The sequence below is a fragment of the Serratia sp. JSRIV002 genome, from assembly GCF_019968725.1.
Classification (GTDB): domain Bacteria; phylum Pseudomonadota; class Gammaproteobacteria; order Enterobacterales; family Enterobacteriaceae; genus Chania; species Chania fonticola_B.
The window spans coordinates 3056247-3074954 of sequence record NZ_CP074143.1 but is presented as its reverse complement, the minus strand read 5'-3'; the positions used below and the strand labels follow the sequence as shown (position 1 = coordinate 3074954).

The 18708-nt window shown below is 53.8% G+C and carries 17 protein-coding genes; 15 read left to right on the top strand and 2 right to left on the bottom strand.

Going from position 1 to position 18708, the window contains the following annotated elements; all coding sequences use genetic code 11:
• The first annotated feature begins 103 nt into the window (after positions 1–103).
• The gene (locus tag KGP26_RS14480; RefSeq protein WP_223664156.1) at positions 104–973 is read left to right on the top strand and encodes a helix-turn-helix domain-containing protein; all 870 of its coding nucleotides are present in this window, start codon (positions 104–106) and stop codon (positions 971–973) included.
• An 18-nt stretch (positions 974–991) separates the two neighbouring features.
• A complete protein-coding gene (locus KGP26_RS14475; protein WP_223664154.1) occupies positions 992–1429 on the top strand; it encodes a glyoxalase in 438 nt (145 codons plus the stop codon).
• Between the two features lie 46 nt (positions 1430–1475).
• Here the strand turns inward: KGP26_RS14475 and KGP26_RS14470 are convergent, their stop codons facing one another.
• A complete protein-coding gene (locus KGP26_RS14470) occupies positions 1476–1757 on the bottom strand; it encodes a YjcB family protein (protein WP_024487094.1) in 282 nt (93 codons plus the stop codon).
• Between the two features lie 293 nt (positions 1758–2050).
• Between KGP26_RS14470 and mrdA the strand changes: the two genes are divergently transcribed.
• Both mrdA and KGP26_RS14460 read left to right on the top strand, forming a co-directional pair.
• Positions 2051–3976 carry a penicillin-binding protein 2 gene (gene mrdA / locus KGP26_RS14465; RefSeq protein ID WP_115158979.1) on the top strand — a complete coding sequence of 642 codons (1926 nt, stop codon included), beginning with the start codon at positions 2051–2053 and terminating at the stop codon, positions 3974–3976.
• A gap of 101 nt (positions 3977–4077) precedes the next feature.
• Positions 4078–5796 (top strand): penicillin-binding transpeptidase domain-containing protein, encoded by a 1719-nt coding sequence (locus KGP26_RS14460; protein WP_021177914.1) that lies wholly within the window; start codon positions 4078–4080, stop codon positions 5794–5796.
• 7 nt (positions 5797–5803) lie between these two features.
• Here KGP26_RS14460 and KGP26_RS14455 read toward each other — a convergent pair whose 3' ends face one another.
• Positions 5804–6922, bottom strand: coding sequence for an OmpA family protein (locus KGP26_RS14455; protein WP_223664152.1), 1119 nt, complete (start codon positions 6920–6922; stop codon positions 5804–5806).
• Between the two features lie 877 nt (positions 6923–7799).
• Between KGP26_RS14455 and acpS the strand changes: the two genes are divergently transcribed.
• From acpS to KGP26_RS14400, 11 genes are all read left to right on the top strand, one after another.
• Positions 7800–8156 carry a holo-ACP synthase gene (gene acpS / locus KGP26_RS14450; RefSeq protein ID WP_245398325.1) on the top strand — a complete coding sequence of 119 codons (357 nt, stop codon included), beginning with the start codon at positions 7800–7802 and terminating at the stop codon, positions 8154–8156.
• A gap of 21 nt (positions 8157–8177) precedes the next feature.
• Positions 8178–8933: a 3-oxoacyl-ACP reductase FabG gene (fabG, locus tag KGP26_RS14445; protein WP_223664151.1), complete on the top strand. Its 756-nt coding sequence runs from the start codon at positions 8178–8180 to the stop codon at positions 8931–8933.
• A 16-nt stretch (positions 8934–8949) separates the two neighbouring features.
• On the top strand, positions 8950–9537 hold the full coding sequence (locus KGP26_RS14440) for a 3-hydroxyacyl-ACP dehydratase FabZ family protein (protein WP_223664150.1): 588 nt from the start codon (positions 8950–8952) through the stop codon (positions 9535–9537).
• 21 nt (positions 9538–9558) lie between these two features.
• Positions 9559–9882, top strand: a complete 324-nt coding sequence (locus KGP26_RS14435; RefSeq protein WP_021806447.1) for an acyl carrier protein — start codon at positions 9559–9561, stop codon at positions 9880–9882.
• Positions 9879–11075 (top strand): aminomethyl transferase family protein, encoded by a 1197-nt coding sequence (locus KGP26_RS14430; RefSeq protein ID WP_223664149.1) that lies wholly within the window; start codon positions 9879–9881, stop codon positions 11073–11075. The genes KGP26_RS14435 and KGP26_RS14430 overlap by 4 nt, the downstream gene beginning before the upstream one ends.
• Positions 11076–11167: 92 nt before the next feature.
• Entirely contained in the window at positions 11168–13726 is a 2559-nt protein-coding gene (locus tag KGP26_RS14425) for a beta-ketoacyl-[acyl-carrier-protein] synthase family protein (RefSeq protein WP_223664148.1), read from the top strand.
• The gene (locus KGP26_RS14420; protein ID WP_223664147.1) at positions 13723–14958 is read left to right on the top strand and encodes a beta-ketoacyl synthase N-terminal-like domain-containing protein; all 1236 of its coding nucleotides are present in this window, start codon (positions 13723–13725) and stop codon (positions 14956–14958) included. Before KGP26_RS14425 ends, KGP26_RS14420 begins: the two co-directional genes overlap by 4 nt.
• Positions 14945–16024 (top strand): hypothetical protein, encoded by a 1080-nt coding sequence (locus KGP26_RS14415; protein WP_223664146.1) that lies wholly within the window; start codon positions 14945–14947, stop codon positions 16022–16024. The genes KGP26_RS14420 and KGP26_RS14415 overlap by 14 nt, the downstream gene beginning before the upstream one ends.
• Positions 16021–16734: an ABC transporter ATP-binding protein gene (locus KGP26_RS14410; protein WP_223664145.1), complete on the top strand. Its 714-nt coding sequence runs from the start codon at positions 16021–16023 to the stop codon at positions 16732–16734. The genes KGP26_RS14415 and KGP26_RS14410 overlap by 4 nt, the downstream gene beginning before the upstream one ends.
• Entirely contained in the window at positions 16715–17377 is a 663-nt protein-coding gene (locus tag KGP26_RS14405) for a hypothetical protein (protein WP_223664144.1), read from the top strand. Before KGP26_RS14410 ends, KGP26_RS14405 begins: the two co-directional genes overlap by 20 nt.
• The gene (locus KGP26_RS14400; RefSeq protein ID WP_223664143.1) at positions 17374–18699 is read left to right on the top strand and encodes an FtsX-like permease family protein; all 1326 of its coding nucleotides are present in this window, start codon (positions 17374–17376) and stop codon (positions 18697–18699) included. The genes KGP26_RS14405 and KGP26_RS14400 overlap by 4 nt, the downstream gene beginning before the upstream one ends.
• Positions 18700–18708 lie beyond the last annotated feature (9 nt).

The following is an 18708-nucleotide window of genomic DNA, read 5'->3' as shown; positions in this document are numbered from 1 at the left end:
CATATTCTTGCGCTTTTTTTGTTAAAAGCGCCCGGTGACAACTGGTATCCCGCGCCAGCACTCTTTAAACTGAAACGGCTTGGATCACAGGAATAGGGCAGCTATGGCATACCTGGCATTTGAAACACTGCACCAACATAAAGCCCGGTTGCACAATAGCGTGCAACTGGGATCTGGCGTGCAACTTGCGGCCTGGTCCAACTGCAACGACCGTATCACCCAGGAAAGTGCCGATCACCACACCCTCAGCCTGTACGTGGCGGATGGTTATGAGTGCTATCAGAAGGTACCAGGGGGGTGGCAGAACGGCGGCGGCCCGGATCGTTTTTGCATCATGCCGCGTCATTACGAATCCACCTGGGATGTCCGCAGCAATCTCTCTTTTGTGCATCTGTACTGTACCGACCAGCATTTGCGCCATTTGGTGGAGCAGACCTGGGATCGCAGCCCGGCGTCCATCAACGTAGAGCCGCTGTCGTTTGCGGAAGATCCGCAAATCACGCTGCTGTATCGCCAGTTTTTACTTAATCACAATTGGCAAGATAGCGCCAACCAACTGGCACTGAGCAGCGCCTCTACGCTGTTGATGTCGCATATGCTTCAGCGCTACACCCAGTTCCAATGGCGGCTGCCCAGCGTGCGTGGTGGGCTGGCACCGGCCGTGCTGAAGCGGGTGCAGGAGTTTATCTATCACCATCTCGATCAATCCTTGGTGCTGGCAGACTTGGCCGCTCAGGCGGAATTAAGCGAGTTTCATTTTGCCCGCATGTTTAAACACAGCACCGGGCAGGCGCCGCATCAATATGTGATGCAGGTGCGTTTGCGGCAGGCGGAGAAATTACTGCGCAACACGCTGATGCCGCTAACCCAGATTGCGCTGGACTGCGGCTTTAGCTCGGCCAGCCATTTCAGCCACCGTTTCAAGGCATTCTATGGCTATACGCCGATACGGCTGCGGCAGCAAAGCCGTTAATCCCTGAGGAGAAAGGATATGGAACAACCATTTTGTGGTGTTGAGGTACTTTTTGTCGCGGGTTTTGGCCCGATCACCCAAAACACCAGCCAAAGTGCCGCGTTTTATCAGCAAGCGCTGGGGTTGCCGCTAAAGCCAATGGAAGGGAATGAGGACTATCTGCTGACCGAGCACGATGCCTTGGCGGGCGTGAAGCACTTTGCGCTGTGGCCACTGGCGCAGGCGGCTCAATCTTGCTTTGGCCAGGATCAATGGCCACAAGATTTGCCGGTGCCACAGGCGTGGATGGAGTTTGACGTGGCAGATATGGCGAAGGCTACCCAAACGCTGCTGGATCAGGGCTATAAACTGCTGGTAGCCAACCGTCTGGAGCCGTGGGGCCAGAGCGTCACCCGTTTGTTAAGCCCGGAAGGTTTGCTGGTCGGCGTGACCTTAACGCCCTGGATGCGCCACTAACTTTGCCGGGGCGCGATAGCTGCGCCCGTCTAGACTGGAAAAACGGTTATGGCAGAGGGAAGGCGGTTGGGTTCTGGCTCATGACATCGATGAAAACGTCTTTGAATGACGCCCAGAATTGCATAATGCCAGCCAGGTTGAAGGACATGCCCATCAGCCCCATCACAAACCAGCAGCTAGTGAACAACCCGAGGCTGCTGAACACAAACGCCATGCCGTTACGGCTGGCCTTGCGGCACACCACATTCAGTTGGCTGGCCAGAAACATCATCACTGCGCTCAGTAATTCCCAGCGCATCATAATAAAGCCAGTGGCTATGGTACTCATCGAAGGTGATCCTTTGCTACACATGCCGCAGCCAACTCCAGGTATCAGACCTTGGGGCAGAATGCGCATTGGATAGACGGTGGTTTAGGTTGTTGGTGTGATCTGCGTCACATTGTAGCATTGGAATAATTGGCGTCTCAATAGTCGTTATGGCCTGTCTGACAAATCCTGGCAACATTCCAATATGTTGAAACATTTATGCCAACTCATTAGCAACCTTTTAATGTAGCCCCCGGATTATTAACGCTATGCTTGCCGGCTTTTCGCCCAGTCAAACAGGTAAGACTCTGCGCATGGCCCAATTGCAAGATCCATTCCGTGACCATCCCGCCGAAGAAACGTTGTTCATTCGCCGTGCCTGCGTGGCGATGGTGCTGGTCGTCGCCTGTTTTGGCTTGCTGGTTTTCAACCTGTATCAGTTGCAGATCAAACAGCATGCGTTTTACCAAACGCGCTCCAATCAAAACGACATCAAGATGCTGCCCATTGCCCCCCATCGTGGCCTGATCTTCGATCGCAACGGCATCCCGTTGGTGCGCAATATACAGCTGTATCAGATTGAAGTGACCCCCAGCAAGATTGCCGATATGGCAACGCTGTTGCAAAACCTGACGCCCATTGTAGATTTGACGCCGGATGATATCGCCGCCTTCCGTGACGATATGCATCACAATAGCCGCTATAAGCCAGTTACGCTGAAGACCGGGCTTAGCGAAACCGAGGTGGCTCGTTTTGCGGTAAACCAGTATCGCTTTGACGGAGTGACCATCGAGACCTACCAGCAGCGGCAATATCCTTACGGGGCACAGTTGGCTCATGTGGTGGGGTATGTCTCCCGCATTAACGATAACGACGTTAAAAAGCTGGAGCAGCAGGGCCTGGCGCAAAACTATGCGGCCGACCACAATATTGGCAAACAGGGGCTGGAAGCCTATTACGAGAAAGAGTTACACGGCACCACCGGCTATCAGGAAGTGGAGGTGGATAACCACGGGCGTATCGTTCGCCTGCTGAAGGAACAGCCACCCCAGGCGGGCAAAGATATCTATCTGACGCTGGATCTGCACCTGCAACAGTACATTGAAGGCTTGCTCAAAGGGCAACGGGCGGCGGTGGTGGTTGCCGATCCGCGTGACGGAGGTATTCTGGCGATGGTCTCCAGCCCTAGCTACGATCCCAACCCGTTCGTCAAAGGTATTGGCTATCAGGCTTATAAGTCGCTACTCAGCAACCCGGATTTACCGCTGATTAACCGCGTGACGCAGGGGTTATACCCGCCTGCATCAACGGTAAAACCTTATATGGCGGTATCGGCACTGTTTGCCGGTGTCATTACCCCAACCACCACTTTCTTTGGCGCACCCACCTGGACCTTGCCGGGAACGCAGCGCCGCTATCGCGACTGGTTGAAAACCGGGCACGGCCTGCTGAACGTCACCAAGGCGATCGAGGAGTCGGCCGACACCTTCTTCTATCAGGTCGCCTATGAGATGGGGATCGACCGGATCCACCAGTGGCTCAGCCAGTTTGGCTATGGCCAACCGACGGGAATCGATCTGAACGAGGAATATCGCGGCGTGCTGCCGAGCAGGGAATGGAAGCAACGGGTACACAAGAAAGGCTGGTACCAAGGTGATACCGTCTCGGTGGGTATTGGCCAGGGGTATTGGATCGCTACGCCGATCCAGATGGTGAAAGCGCTGACCACGCTGATCAACAGCGGCAGGGTGAAAACGCCGCATCTGTTGTATTCGATGAGACGGGGCCGGGAAGTCGAACGCTACCGGCCACCAGAGCAGGCCGCGCAGATTGGCGAGGCCAAATCGCCGTATTGGGGAATTGTGCGCAACGGTATGTATGGCATGGCGAACCTGCCTAACGGCACCGGGTATAAGCTGTTCCATACCGCGCCCTACCAGATAGCGGCCAAATCGGGGACCTCACAGGTTTTCAGCCTGAAAGAAAACCAGACTTACAATGCCAAAATGATCCCGGTACGCCTGCGTGACCATATTTTCTACACCCTGTTTGCGCCGTATAAAAACCCGCGGGTGGCGATGGCACTAATTCTGGAAAACGGGGGTGGGGATGGTGTCGTTGCAGGGCCAACGGCCAGGGCAATCCTGGACCATATTTTCGACCCGGCCAATGCGCCAGCGCCGGGGCAAAACGACGCTACCCAGAAGCAGTTGGGAGACAGTGACGATGTGCAACATTAAACGCGTTTGTTTTTACTTTCTTACAAACTGCAACCTTCTGGCAACCTGACTCAGGTTAGACTTAGCGGATAAATAATCAGTTTAAAAACGTAGGCTTAACAGTGGCTCCTCCAACCAAGAAAAACGGTAAAAACTACTCGACGGCGCGTTTTGGCTGGATTTGTGCGGGCATTTTGGTCTGCTTTTTTCTCTTGATGTTCCGGGTCGGCTATTTACAGCTGTTGGAACACCAACAGTTGGCCGATCAGGCTGACCAGCGTTCCATTCGTACCCAGGTGGTGCCCACCAACCGAGCGATGATCACCGACCGTAACGATGCGGCGCTGGCGGTCAGCGTCTCTTCCAAAGACATCGTGTTGGATCCCAAACATATCCTCGATACCCAAACCGATACCAGCACCGAGCGCTGGCAGAGTTTGGCTAACGTGTTGCAAATGCCGCTTGCTGATGTTCAGCACCTGATCCAGGCCAACGCCCGTAAGCGCTTTGTCTATCTGGCACGCAAGGTGGAGGATGACAATGCGGCCTATATCAGCAAACTGCACCTGACCGGCGTTAGCACCGAGCAGGACTTCAGCCGTTTCTATCCCATGGGGCAAGACGCCGCCGGGCTGATTGGCATTGTGGGGCAGGATAATCAGGGGCTGGAAGGGATTGAGCTGGGTTTCAACCCGTTGTTGCAGGGTAAAAACGGCCTGCGTGTCTATCAGAAAGACGGCAGCGGTGCGGTCATCGGCGTGATCAAAAGCGTAGATCCAGTGCCGCCACCGAACGTGACGTTAAGCATCGACAAATTTATTCAGTACGTGCTGTTTTCCCAGATCCGCGATGGGGTGATCGCCAACCAGGCCGATTCCGGCTGTGCGGTGCTGGTGAAGGTGAATACCGGTGAGATCCTCGGCATGGCCAGCTATCCCTCCTTCAACCCCAACAACTACGCCAATACGCCGGTGAAAGACATACATAATGTCTGCAGCAGCGACAGTTTTGAACCTGGCTCGACGGTTAAACCGGTAGTGGTGATGGTGGGATTGGATCACAAGCTGATCCGGCCAGATACCGTGCTGGATACTACGCCTTATACGGTGAACGGCCATCTGATCAAAGACGTAGGCCATTGGTCGAAATTGACCATTACCGGCGTGCTGCAAAAATCCAGCGATATTGCGGTTTCGCATATTGCGTTGGCTCTGCCTGCCACGGTATTGCCTGCCGTTTATCGCAGTTTTGGCCTTGGGCGGCCAACCGATTTGGGGATTGGTAACGAAAGTAGCGGCTATTTGCCCGCTCACCGCGCGCGCTGGGCTGATATTGAACGAGCGACCTTCTCCTTTGGTTACGGTTTGCGCGTCACTCCGCTGCAGATGGTGCGCGAATATGCCACCATTGGTTCATTCGGTGTTTATCGTCCGCTTTCCATCACTAAAGTCACGCCGCCGGTCATGGGGCAGCAAGTCATGCCTGCAGAGGTGGTAAAAACCGTGGTGCACATGATGGAGAGCGATGCGTTACCTGGGGGCAGCGGCCTCAGTGCCGCAGTGCCTGGCTATCGCTTGGCGATCAAGACGGGTACTGCTGAGAAGATGGGGCCAAACGGCAAGTACGATGGTGGCTATATCAACTACACCGCAGGCGTGGCACCGGCCAGCGATCCGCAGGTGGCCCTGGTGGTCATGGTCAATAACCCCAAGGCAGGCAAACACTTTGGTGGCTCGGTGGCGGGGCCGGTATTTGGCAAGATTATGGCCCAGGTGCTGGAGCATATGAATATCTTGCCAGATGCTCAGCCGTTGAAGGTGGTGGCAGTAGCCAAGGGCTGAGTGGCCATTACTTCTCAACTACCCGCAGATCGATTCTGCGGTTTTTGACACGATTGGCTTCGCTATCGTTAGGCACCAAGGGGTAAGCCGAGCCGTAACCTTCTGCGCTGATACGGCTTTCCCCAATCCCCATTTTGACCAACGCCATGCGTACCGCATCGGCACGATCTTGCGATAAACGCCGGTCCATCTGTTCATTGGCCGACTTATCGGTATAGCCCCCCAGTTGGATCTCCACATCTGGATAAGCACGCAGAATATCGACGATGTTCCTCAGCTGTTCTTGTGATGCAGGGGTTAACTCGGTGCGGTTGGTGTCAAACTGCAGGCGATCCAGCGTAAACCAACGTTTTTCGCTAGTGGGGGCATTGCTCTCAATATAGGTGATCAGCAGGTTCTCGACGCTACGCTGCGACAACAGAAGCTGCTTGCCATCGGCCAACCGGCGGTAGGTCACATCGCTCTGGCCGCTGGCCTGCATGGGTTGTAACACGCTAAAACCACGCAGTGAGAACAGCAGCGATACCAATAGCAGCGCCAGCGTTAGCCACGGCCAGATACGGCGTTTGGGGGGCGCCAGCGACCCGGTGCGGGAAACGGCCGGATCGGCTGGGATAAGCGCAGGCAACTGGTTGAGCACCGCCGTTGGTTGGGCTGCGGCAATCTGCGGCAACTGCCACTCGAGCCAGCCTTTTAACGACGGTGATTGTAGAGAACGTTGGCGAAGATATTCGCCCAACAGGCCAAATACCACCGCGGAGGCCACGGAAAACAGCCGCTCGGCGACCTGTTTTTCCAGCACATAAAAGCTCACAAACAGCTGGGTGAGGCGCTTCACTTTGTGGCCAAGCACCATCGTCAGCAATGCAGGGCTGAATTTACCCAGTGCTTCATCCAGAAAGCGCAATTCGAAGGGGGGAGTGCGCCCGACTAACTGGCGGAAACGTTGGGAGTTGTCATTGCGATGCAGGTAGTCGCGGGTCTTTTGCAGGATCAGGGCACCCATACCGTTAAGGCACAGCGCGATCTTTTCTTTAGCCGTTACCAGCTTTTGTTCCAACACCGTCAGCACCTGGGGCGAGATCGCCGCCATCTGCTGGTTAATGACATTTCCCATCTGGTACATTCGAACCTCCATTTCATCTGCGCGTATTCTGCACCGCAGAGTATGGTCAGTTCAACTTATTAAACTACGAAACTAACATGGATAAGTCTGATTAGGCTGTTTTCATAGTCTGGCCGATTCTGCTGGTGAACCATGGCCCCAGCACTGTCGGGCAGAGTAACAGACTGGCCTGCTAAGCCGAAGAGATTATTGATTAAAAAATGAGTAGCGAAGCGGAAAGGAAGGTTGCGCCTCCCAAAGCCCTGGTTTGCCAAAGGTGATGTTCGTTTGATCATGGCTCTTTTGGGGACGGAGTTTGAATTTTAGCGGTGCATTATGGTTGAAAACGCTTTCTGTTTGAAAATTATGCGTCAACGCAATGCAGGACACGATGCAAAACTCTTCACACTTATCGATCATTCAGATAAATCAGCGGGAATGAAAGTTTAATAATGGCCATTTTTTAAATAGGATGAAAAGTAAAATACTTTGATTCAGGTTATTTCTCGAATTAACCTGAATTAAATCTGTTGTTATTTTGAATAATCCTAATCGGTGGGATTGTTCTTGCAAAAATAAATCCCGTTTAATTAATAAAAAAATGACATATATGACCAGCTAGAATGGCGTTATGGGTTTTTATTCTGTATTTATGCTTCACAATTAGAATAATGCTCTATTTTATTTGTTGATGATATTTTTTACTGAGGCTTTATTGATTGTTTTAAACATTTCGCGATAACATTCTCTTTAAGCAATGCAGACAATTCCCTATTGCAATTTTATTGTGTTATAGGTTCTGACATCATTGCCATATTGTATCTGCGTATTATGTCACTTTCACACGAAGCTGCTTCAATGGATTTGACGATGGGAGTCAGAAAGGATGAATCTTGGTGTGGATATTATTGAGATCGCACGGGTAAACACCGCATTAATGCGAAGTGGCAATAGGCTGGCACAGCGTTTGTTAACCCCGGCAGAGCAGCAGGTACTGGGGGATTTGGCCGACAATGTCGAACGACTGGCTGGCTTCTGGGCAGCCAAAGAAGCTGCCGTGAAGGCTCTTGGTACCGGGTTCCGCCTGGGGATCCTGTTCCACAACATCGAAATCAGACACGATGAGTTGGGCTGCCCTTATTATTTCTTTAGCGGTGAATTTGCGAGATTGATGCAGGAAAAAAAATTGACTCATGCCACGCTGAGCATTTCTCACTGTCAGTCACATGCCATTGCCGCAGCGGCATTGGGTTAATTATAAAATAAGGGAATATCTATGTTTCACTATCCCGATATCGGGGGTAAAAATGTGGTTGTCACCGGCGCGAGTGGTGATATTGGCTTAGCTATTTGCGAGAAATATCTTGAGCAACAGGCTAAGGTTTTCGCTATTTACCATCATGACAATAGCGGTCTGGAAAAATTAAAAATCTCTCATCCGCAAGGTGATAATCTGCATATCCTGAAGTGCAATGTTGCCGATGTTAGTGAGGCTTCCAGACTGGCCGATGAGCTCGAGAAACAGGCTCATGAGGTACATGTGCTGATTAATAATGCCGGGATCTACAAAGACAACGTATTTTCCGCGCTGACGTATGAAGAGTTTGATCAGGTTATCAAGGTCAATCTGTACGGCACCTTCACTATGACCAAACGGCTGTTGCCATTATTGCGCCATGCCCGCAATTCAACGGTGGTGAATATATCTTCGATATCCGGTATCACCTCCAGCTTTGGCCAGAGCAATTATAGCGCTGCCAAGGCCGGCATTATTGGCCTTACCCGCACCTTGGCCAGCGAAATGGCCTCGAAGGGGATCCGCGTCAATGCCGTGGCACCGGGGATGATTGAATCCAGAATGGTGAAAAAAGTGCCGCGCCAGATCGTGCGCAACGTCATGTCCGCTATTCCGTTGAAACGTCTTGGTCGTGTCGACGAGATCGCCAACGTGGTGGCTTTCTTAAGTTCAGACGCATCCAGCTATATCGTTGGTCAGACTTTGGTGGCCGATGGCGGCCTGGTGATGCGTTAACCGACAGGAATGTTATATGGCTAATTATAACAAGAGCTTAGTCCAGCCCAATCTGCTGCTGAAAATGGGGTCCTGGCGTGCACCGATATTTATGGTTGACCGCATAGTGGACTTTTCACCGGGAGAAAGGGGCTCGATTACCGTGATCAAGCACGTCACCTTTAATGAATCCTATATTCCGGGGCATTTTCCAGACAACCCGGTAATGCCTGGCGTGATGATCGCCGAGATCTTCGGCCAGTCTAGTGAATATCTGAGTTTGCTGAACGATTTCTGCCAGTTGCATGAGCGTGAAACCCAGCAACCGTTGAAGAAATTTGATGAGGTATCACGGGCGTTGCAGACGCCAGAGGGCACGGCACGAGTGATAGCCGAGCGGGCGCGCGTGTTAGGCGTGCTGGCCTCTCAGGACGTCAAGTACAAAAGCATGGTCGCGCCGGGCGACACCATTGAAGTCAAAAGCCGCCTGGCGTTCGCCGATATGAACGGGTTCCACCACTACGAAGTGGAGGCGCGGGTTGGCCGGAATGTGGCGTGCGTCGGGCGGATCGTCAATTTTCGTACCGATCGCATTCTGGCTGAAGGCAAAGGTATGTACGTTTAACTAACAGGGAGTAATGCCGCTATGAGCAACATCGCGCTTATTGAAAGGATTGAACAGCGCAAGTCTGTGCTGGAGAAAATCAAAACGGGGCTAATAGAACGCCTGAACCTCTATCAGAGAGTCAATCAGATTGACGATGACACACCGCTGTTTGGTAGCGGATTGAAGCTGGATTCGGTGGATGCCACCGAGGTCGTCGTGTTGCTGGATGAAATTTTCGGCATCCGTGTGACAGAAGGTGACGATCCTTCCTACATGCGTAGCGTCAACACCCTGACTTCGTTTGTTATCGCCAAGCAGGGGGAAACCACCAACGGATCAGCAACAGGAGCGGACAAGGAATGACCAAACTCACTGACATTCATCAGCAGAATGGGGCGGAAATGGGGGAGCGTAACGGCGTTGCTATTCCCCTGAGTTATTTTGCTGCGGAGGAGGAACACAAGGCGGTACGTCAACACATTCTGCTGTCCGACTACTCCCATTTTGGCATCGCGGCCATCAACGGTGACAGCGCCTGGTCGTTGCTCAACCAGCTGGTTTCCGGCGATGTTTCATCGATCCGGGATGAGCAAGCCATGTACAGCCTGATCCTCGATGAAGCAGGCAATATCATTACCGACCTGTATATCGCCTGTGATGACGAACGTTTTCTGTTGCTGTCGGAGTGGGTCAGCGGTGAAACGCTGTGCGAGATGCTGCGTGCCAAGCTGGCAGGCAATGAAGACGAGTTTGAGGATATCGACTCGATCGAATCGCTGACGCCAGAGTGGGGCATGTTGCACTTCGAAGGGCCATATGCCTGGGAGCTGTTGGCCGAAGTTTATGGGATGGACGTGATTGGCCTGCCATACCAGGAACACATGCACGTTGAGGACGATCTGATCCTGCTGCGCAGCGGCAAACACGGCGAGTACTCTTACAAACTGATGGGGCCACAGGATCTGCTGGCCGATGTTTGGACCCAGATGCTGGAGGCTGGCGAAAGGTACGACATGCGTACCGGCGGGCTGAACTACCAGCGGAAAGTACGCCTGGAAAACCCTTGCTGGGAACCTGGCATGTTCAATTCATATACTGGCTGCCCGATTGCTTTGCAAATGCAGTGGGCAGTGCGTTACGACAAAGAAGCCTTCACCGGCCTGGCGAGTTTGAGCGAACGCGTAGAGCAGGGCTGCAGCCACCGCATCGTGGGGATGAGCATTGCAGGGAAACCGGACGCCATCCCGCAGCGTGGCGACAAAGTGATGTTTGACGGTAACTGCATCGGTGAAGTGATCGTCTGCGATTACTCGGCAGACCTGCAAGCCTGTGTGGGCCGTTTGTTCCTGACCGATGCCTGGGCTTGGGCAGACATTGATGGCTATCACGTAGTAACGGCTAATGGCCCGGTGGCGGTGACTACGTCGGCGGTGCCTTTCGCGCGTAACTACAGCTTCCTGATTAATCCTTCTGAACACAGTTATGTCGACAGCTCGCGCCCACGCAATCTACTGCAACAGCTTGAATGGCAAAAGCTGAGGGAAGAGAACGAGTAAGCCGAACACCCCCTAAAACATCACGTTATTTTGCGCCATGGCAGCATGGCGCACTCACATTTGATTTCTGGTTTGCTGACACGGAAGACACTATGACAGTCACGCGTAAACGAGTGGTGATCACCGGTATGGGTCACCTCTCTTCCATTGCCACTAACGCTGCCGAGTTCAAACAGGCACTGCTGAATAAAACCTGCGGGATCAAGCCCAGCAAAAAGTACCTGGAATGGTTCGAGGATGCGAACGCCTCCGAGGTATTACAGCCTCTGAGTTGGCCCGATCTCCCTGCTGATACCGTTGCCTCATTGGATAATGCTTCATTGTGGGCCTATAAGGTTGGCCATGAGGCTTTGCAGCAAGGGCAGTTACCACGCGGAGAACTACGGGATAAAACCGGGCTGATCATCGGCGTTTCCTCTGCCGGTACCGAGCCCTTTATGCCATTGATCGAACGCCAGACGGAGCGCTTCTCGTTGAAGAAGGCCATGATCTCCGGCAGTTTTTCTTCCTGTAGCGCCATTGTCTCTTCACTGCTGGGATTGAAAGGGGGCTTTGAACTGGTCGCTACCGCCTGTACGGCCAGTACCAATGCGATGGGGATAGGTTATGACCTGATCCAGAACGGCAAGAATGCCACGGTGCTGGTAGTTGGCACCGAGCCTGTCTATCTGCCGACCTTTGCCGGATTTTACGCGCTCCATGCCATGAAACGTACGCCGTCCAGCCCGTTCTCCGGTGCCCCAGGGATGTCGGTTGGCGAAGGTGCTGGCGCTTTGTTGCTGGAGGAATACGAACATGCCGTCGCTCGTGGCGCGACGATCTATGGTGAGATGGTCTCTTACGCCACCTCTTGCGATGCCTATCACGAGACAGCCCCAGACCCACGGGCCGAAGGGGCGGTACAGGTGATGCGCCATGCGATGCAGAATGCCGAGATCGGGCCGCAGGATATTGATTATATCAACGCCCACGGTACCGGCACGGACGCTAACGATCGCTGCGAAACGCTGGCCATGAAGAAGGTCTTCCCGAATATCATGGCTATTCCGGTGAGTTCAACCAAGGCTTATGTGGGACACAACATCGGCGCCGCCGGGATTATTGAGCTGACCGCCTGCTTCCTGACCTTGCCGGAAAACAAGATCCTGCCAACGCTCAACTTCACTACGCCGCGCGCAAACTGCGATCTCAACTACGTGCCCAACGAGTTCCAGGAAGCCGAAGTCAAGATGTTCATGAAGAACAACTATGCCTTTGGCGGTAACAACTGCTGTGTGATTGCCAGCGTCAAGCCAGAGCAGAGTCCGGTAACGCATTATCAACCCAAACGCGTTGCGATCACCGGCATGGGGGCGGTCAGCTCCGTGGGCCACACCTTGCAAACCATGCTGGAAAAAATGTGGGCGCAGGAGCCACTGTCACAACTTTTCTCACCGGAGCTCGATGACGATACGCGCCATGGATTTCGTGAATTACTCAATGTCATGCTGAAAAACCAGGGTGTGGCTAACTACATGAGTAACCACTTCGGCGCACAGGATGTGGAATACGAGCTGAACAAACCGGGCGGGGTGCATCAGGTGCAAGGGTTGGATGCCCGTAAGACACTACGCCGCTTTGATCCGCGTAAAGCCAATACCATCAGTACCTTTGCGTTACTGGCTCTTACCCAAGCCATGAACGACGCCGGGCGTAAGATCAAACGGGATGGCCAGACGATTGGCATGATCCTTGGCATGTCCAAAGGGCCGCATTCGACGGTGGATCGTTATCTGCAAAGCCTGTTCCCAGACCCAACCAAAGTGCGGACCTCCGAGTTTCCAGGTGCGCTGATGAATGCCATTTCGACGTTCTGTTCCATTTCCGAAGGGATCAAGGGCTATAACACCTCGCTGGCCACAGGTATCAATGCCGGATTGGGTGCTTTGACTTACGGCTACGAGTTGGTCCGCCAGGATCTGCAAACGCAGATGATTGTAGGGGGGGCGGATGAAAATATGAACACCTTCGTCATCTGCCTGCAGGCACTGAACAGCGATCTGCTGCTGACACGCGACCCGGCTGATTTCCAGATCTACAGCAAGGACGGCACAGGCTATATCCCAGGTGAAGGTGCGGGCATGCTGCTGATTGAAGATTTACAACATGCACAGGATCGTGGGGCCCACATTCACGCCGAGATTGTCGGCTATGGCAAATCCAGCGATGGCTGTTACTTTGCCAAGGATGATATGCCAGCCCGCATCGAGTCCATGGCGGTGGCCATTCGTCAGGCATTGCACGAAGCAGATATGGCACCGGAAGAGGTGGATCTGATCTGTGGCACCAGTGATGGTACCGCCGCCCGTGATGCCGTTGAGATTGGGGCGATCCGAAGCGCCTTCGGAGACGCTCGCCGTAACCTGCCGTTTGTTAACTACAACGCCTGGTTTGGTCTGGTGGAGTCCTGCGTCGGTATCCTCAATATCGCGGTGGTCACGGAGATTATGAAGCGGGGTGAAATCCTGCCGATCCCTTACACCGAAAACTTCTGTGCGGAGGATATCGCCTTTGTCACCCAACCGCTGAAGAAAACCGTCCGTAACGCTCTGGTGCTGGGTGCAACGGAAGGCGGTAATCACTATGCCGTGGTGCTGAGGAGTATGGCGTGATCCAGAATGCCGTCCTGAGTGGTTGGGGCGTCACCAGTGCTTATGCGCCGGATTTTCCGGCGCTGATCAAGGGGCTGAGCGAAAGCAGGTTGGCCAGCACACAGCCCTGGTTCGCCACCGAAAGCGAATGGCAGGATCTGCGTTTGAGTTGCAACCCGCACCATGTTGCTGACCCTCTGCCGGCCGGTACGATGTTGACCCGCCTGCAGTCGGTTATCAATCAGGCGCTTGCCGGAGCTGGGATGACAACGGATCAATTGCAGGGCAAGCGGGTTCGGGTTTATCTGGTAGGCCATGGTGAACGGCCAGACATTGCTGATTTTATGGGGTATCAGGATCGCAACGACCAGGAAGAACTGCGGTTATTCCCAAAAATCAAACGGCTGCATGCCAAGAGTTACGGTCAGGATCGGCTGGCGTGGCAACTGACGCAGAGCTATCAGCTCAGTTGGCCACCGGTTTCGCTTTATTGCGCCAGCAACTCTTCTTTAGCCTCGGTCCATTTGGCCCACTCGGCCATTGCTGCCAATGAGGTTGATTTGGTGCTGGTCATTGGCTGGTTTGAAACGTTGACGCAGGACATTGTCTTCCTGGGTGGCCAGGACATGCTGGGGGAAGAGGGTTCACAACCGTTTAGCAGCCATAACAGCTGCATTCTACCCACCAACGGTGTCGTGGCGCTGATCGTTGAAAGCGAGCAACACGCTCGTCAACGCAACTTTACTTCGCCTGTCAATTTGCGTAGCTCAGTGTTTTGCCAGAGCAGCGGTGCCAGGGGCAGCAGTTCCTTCACGGCGGATTTCCGCACTATTGCCCAGACGTTTGAGCGGGCACTACTGGAAGCCGGGCTCACCGCGCAAGATATTGCCTGCGTTTTCCCTCATGCCAATGGGGTGATTGCCAGCGACAAGGCAGAAGCTATGGCGCTGCAAAAAGTCTGGGGGAAAGGCGGTGTTCCGGTAGTCAGTTACAAGGGGCAGGTCGGTTACATGGAGAGCTGCTGTGGTTTGCTGGACCTGATGCTGGCGGCGGATGCGCTACAACAACGTCGTCTGCTGGCGTTGACCACGCGTTACCCGATTAACGACAGTCTGCAAATTTATGTTCATGCCGATAGCCCACCGTTGGCACTGAAACGGCAGCACATCCTCAAGTCTGGCATCGGGCTCGATGGTTCGGCCATCGCCATGGTGATCTCCGCTAACAGAGAGGATGCTGATGAACACGGTTAAACAAGTGATACCGGCGGCGGCCATCAATCTGGTGGGGTTTTCCCTGCTGGAACCCTGCACGCCAATGCACCGGTTTTTTCCTAGCTGGTACAACGTGTGGGAAGCCTGGTTGCATAAACAAGCCAATGCCAAAGCGGGCAGCGACCAGTGGTTGTTCCGTCGTTTCGGCATTGACAGTGAAATGCTGCCTGAAGAGGCGCTGCGTAAAGCCAATTATCGTGGCTGGCTGAACGACATGAGTGCGGCCTGCGCTCAGGCGGTGGCACAGTTGGGGAGCAAGGGGGAGTTTCGCCTGCGCAATGACCGTAATGCGTTGATTTATTGTGATTCCTGGGGGGAAGCATCGGTATTTGAAGGGGTCAACAGCTGGCGAGACTCGTTGAGCGTCGATATTCTGCCCAAAGGTATCGTGCGGGATTACGGCATCAAGGATTTCACCTGCAAATTGCGCGGTGAGCGTAACGGCTTGCTGAGTACGTTGCGGATGGCGCAGGACTGCCTGAACAGTAATATGGCCGATAACGTCATCATCTGTGGCCAATTCCGCAGCTTCCCGGTATTGGTTTTCTCTGAGGCCGAACACTTTCCTTCATCCAGCAAACGGGGGCCGATCCCCGCCAACAGTCAGTTCAGCGTTGAGCGTGTCGGTTGCCTGATCCTCAAGAAACAACCAGGCCAGGGCGTTGCTCTGCATTTGAGTGATTATCAAGCCTTGTCGGGGTCTACCCAGCGGCGCGCACTGCAGTTGGCCGACCACTGTAAGCGTTATCTGGCTAGGGATACCCAGGCCGTGTTGGGCGTAACACCACCGGCACTGTCATTTCGCGCCGTGCAACGGCAAGCGTTTGAACAGTTGCCTGCCGATCTGGCTTGCGTCTCGCTCAGTGAACTCTACGGCGACAGCGGCTGCATGAATCCGGCGTTGGCCTGGCAGTACCTACTGCAAAGCAATATCACCGGGCACAGCTTGTTGAGTGTGCTCGACGGTGAGGGAGGAGCCTGGTTGCTGGAGAACTGGATACCACAAGCCTGTCACTTACTGTCAAATCATCGGGGAACATCATGACCACCCTACATAGTGCACAACCTCTGCCTGTGGTGTCGATGCAACAGGCAGGCAAACGCTTTGGTAAAGGGCCGGGTGCCATTGTGGCGCTGGGATCGATTACCACCGAAATCCATGACGGCGAGTTTATCGCGTTATGTGGGCCGTCCGGCAGTGGTAAAAGCACGTTGCTCAATCTGATGGGCGGTATCGATTATCCCACCAGTGGCCATGTCTATTTGCTGGGTAACGATCTTTCCACGCTCAATGACCAACAAACCGCTCGCCTGCGTGCTGATGCTATCGGCTTCGTATTCCAGTTCTTTAACCTGCTGCCGGTACTGAGCGTGTTCGATAACGTTTATTACCCACTGATGCTTAACGGCTTCAGTCGCCGCGTTGCGCAGGACCAGGTGATGGACATGATCGAAAAAGTGGGGTTGGCGGCGCACTACAAACGCACGCCCGGCGAGCTTTCCGGCGGGCAGCAGCAGCGCGTGGCGATCGCCCGTGCGCTAGTGAAACGCCCACGCTTGATCGTTGCCGATGAACCCACGGGCAATCTGGATACTCGTACCGGGCAGGAGATCGTCGATCTGCTGCTTACCATGAATCAGGAACTGAAAACCACGTTTATTATTTCCACCCATTCATTGACGCTGCGCGATCGGGCCAAACGGGTGTTGGAAATCAGGGATGGGGAGTTGGAAAATGATGTTGTTATCGCTTAAGCGTTACGCTGTCACTTTATTGGTGTTGGTCAGTGGGCTGTCGCAGGCCACTGGTTTGCAGGAAGCGCAGGACAACCCCAACTTACAGGCGATCCTGGCGGTTAATTCCCAAGCGCCAATGAGTACGTTGACCCGTGCGGCCAGCCAATTGCAAGCTTTGTATCAACAGTACCCGGATCGCCACATTGCCAAAATGTTTTATGGCTACGCACAACTGTTTATGGCCACGGATTTTCTGGCCAAGAAGAATTATATGCGTGCGGCAGAAACCTCAAAACTGGGTTTTTTCTACATAGATGAAGCGGCAGAAAGCGAAGAGAGCGACTGGCAGATGCGCTTTCTGCGTGTGCGGATGGATGCATTTGTTCCAGCCAGCCATGGCCGTTGCGTCGTGGCCTTGAAAGACCTGGATTATTTGCAGCAGAACCCGGCGGTGCCCGCTGATTTAAAACCGATGATCACGCTGATGTCCGCCCATGCGCTGGCCAGTTGCCAACGTGTGGCCGATGCCAAGGCGGCCTGGGCGGCGTTGGCACAGCAGGGCGCAGAGGGGAAACGTCTGTCCGAGCAAAGTACGGTACCTGAATGGACGCCTGCTGAACTGAACGCCATCATCCAGCCGCTGACGGAGGTGCCGCTATGATGAATATCCTGTTCTGGGTTGCCAACATAATTATCATTTACGCTTTGTTGGTGGTGATCGTGACGGCGATCCGTAAACCTACCGATATCCGTTATACCTTCCTCAATCTGTTTCGCCAGCGCCGTCGTTCCGGGGTGACGCTACTGGCGATCACTCTGGGAGGGGTGGCGGTATTTATCTTTGGCGGGTTTGTCGATTACTCGTTCTGGGCGCTGCGTGAACAAACCATCCGTACCAACCTGGGGCATATTCAACTTTATCAGCAAGGCTACCTCAGCAGCGGGGCCAACAATTCGCTGCAGTACACCATCGATAACTACGATGAGCTGAAGGAGCTCCTGCAGGCCGATCCGGTGATTGCACCGAAGATCGCCACCATTACCGGGCAACTGGCGTTTACCGGCATCATTTCCCAGTATGACAAGGGAGCTTCCACCTTCTTTACCGGTGTGGGGATCGAACCTCTAACCTCGTTGGTATTGGGCTCGCTGGATAAAATCATTTCTGGTAGCGACCTGTCGCGGGTTGAGCAGCAGGACATCACCCTGGGTTCTGGTATCGCTAATGCCTTGTCGGCGGGCTATGGCGACTGGGTCGATATGTTGGTGGTCAACCCGCAAGGTGGGCAAAACGCCATGTCTTCTCAGGTGCGCGGCGTCTTCCAGTCCGGCATCAAAGAATACGACGATACGGCGATCAAGATGCCGCTGCAAACGGCCCAGCGTCTGTTGCAGACCCAGGATGTCAGTAAAATCATCATCATGCTGCAGGACACCAACCAAACAGAAGAAGTGTTAGCGCGGATCAACCAGCTCATTGACCAGCATCAGCTCAAGCTGGAAGCGCGTTCCTGGGATGAGTTGGCCATTTTCTATCATCAGGTGGTGAACCTGTTTGAAGGGATCTTCCTGTTTATCAAATCCATCGTCAGCGTCATCGTGGTGTTCATGATCGGCAACACCTTGATGATGAATGTCATTGAGCGTACGCGCGAAATCGCCACGCTGCGCGCACTGGGCCTAAACCAATCCTATATTGGCCGCCTGTTTGTGCTGGAAGGGATCATCATTGGCATTATTGGCTCGGCGCTGAGCGTCAGCTTCGGCATGCTTATCGCTGCACTGATCAATATCAACGGCATACCGATGCCGCCTTCGCCTGGTTATACCCAGGGCTATCTGGCCTTTGTGCTGTGGGATCAGGACTTCAATCTGTTCTGGTTCTCCTGTGCGTTGCCGCTGGTGACCGCATTGATAGCGTCCATTATCCCGGCACGCCGGGCATCGAAACTGGTTATAGCGCAAGCATTCCGCTTTGTTTAAACCCTCAGG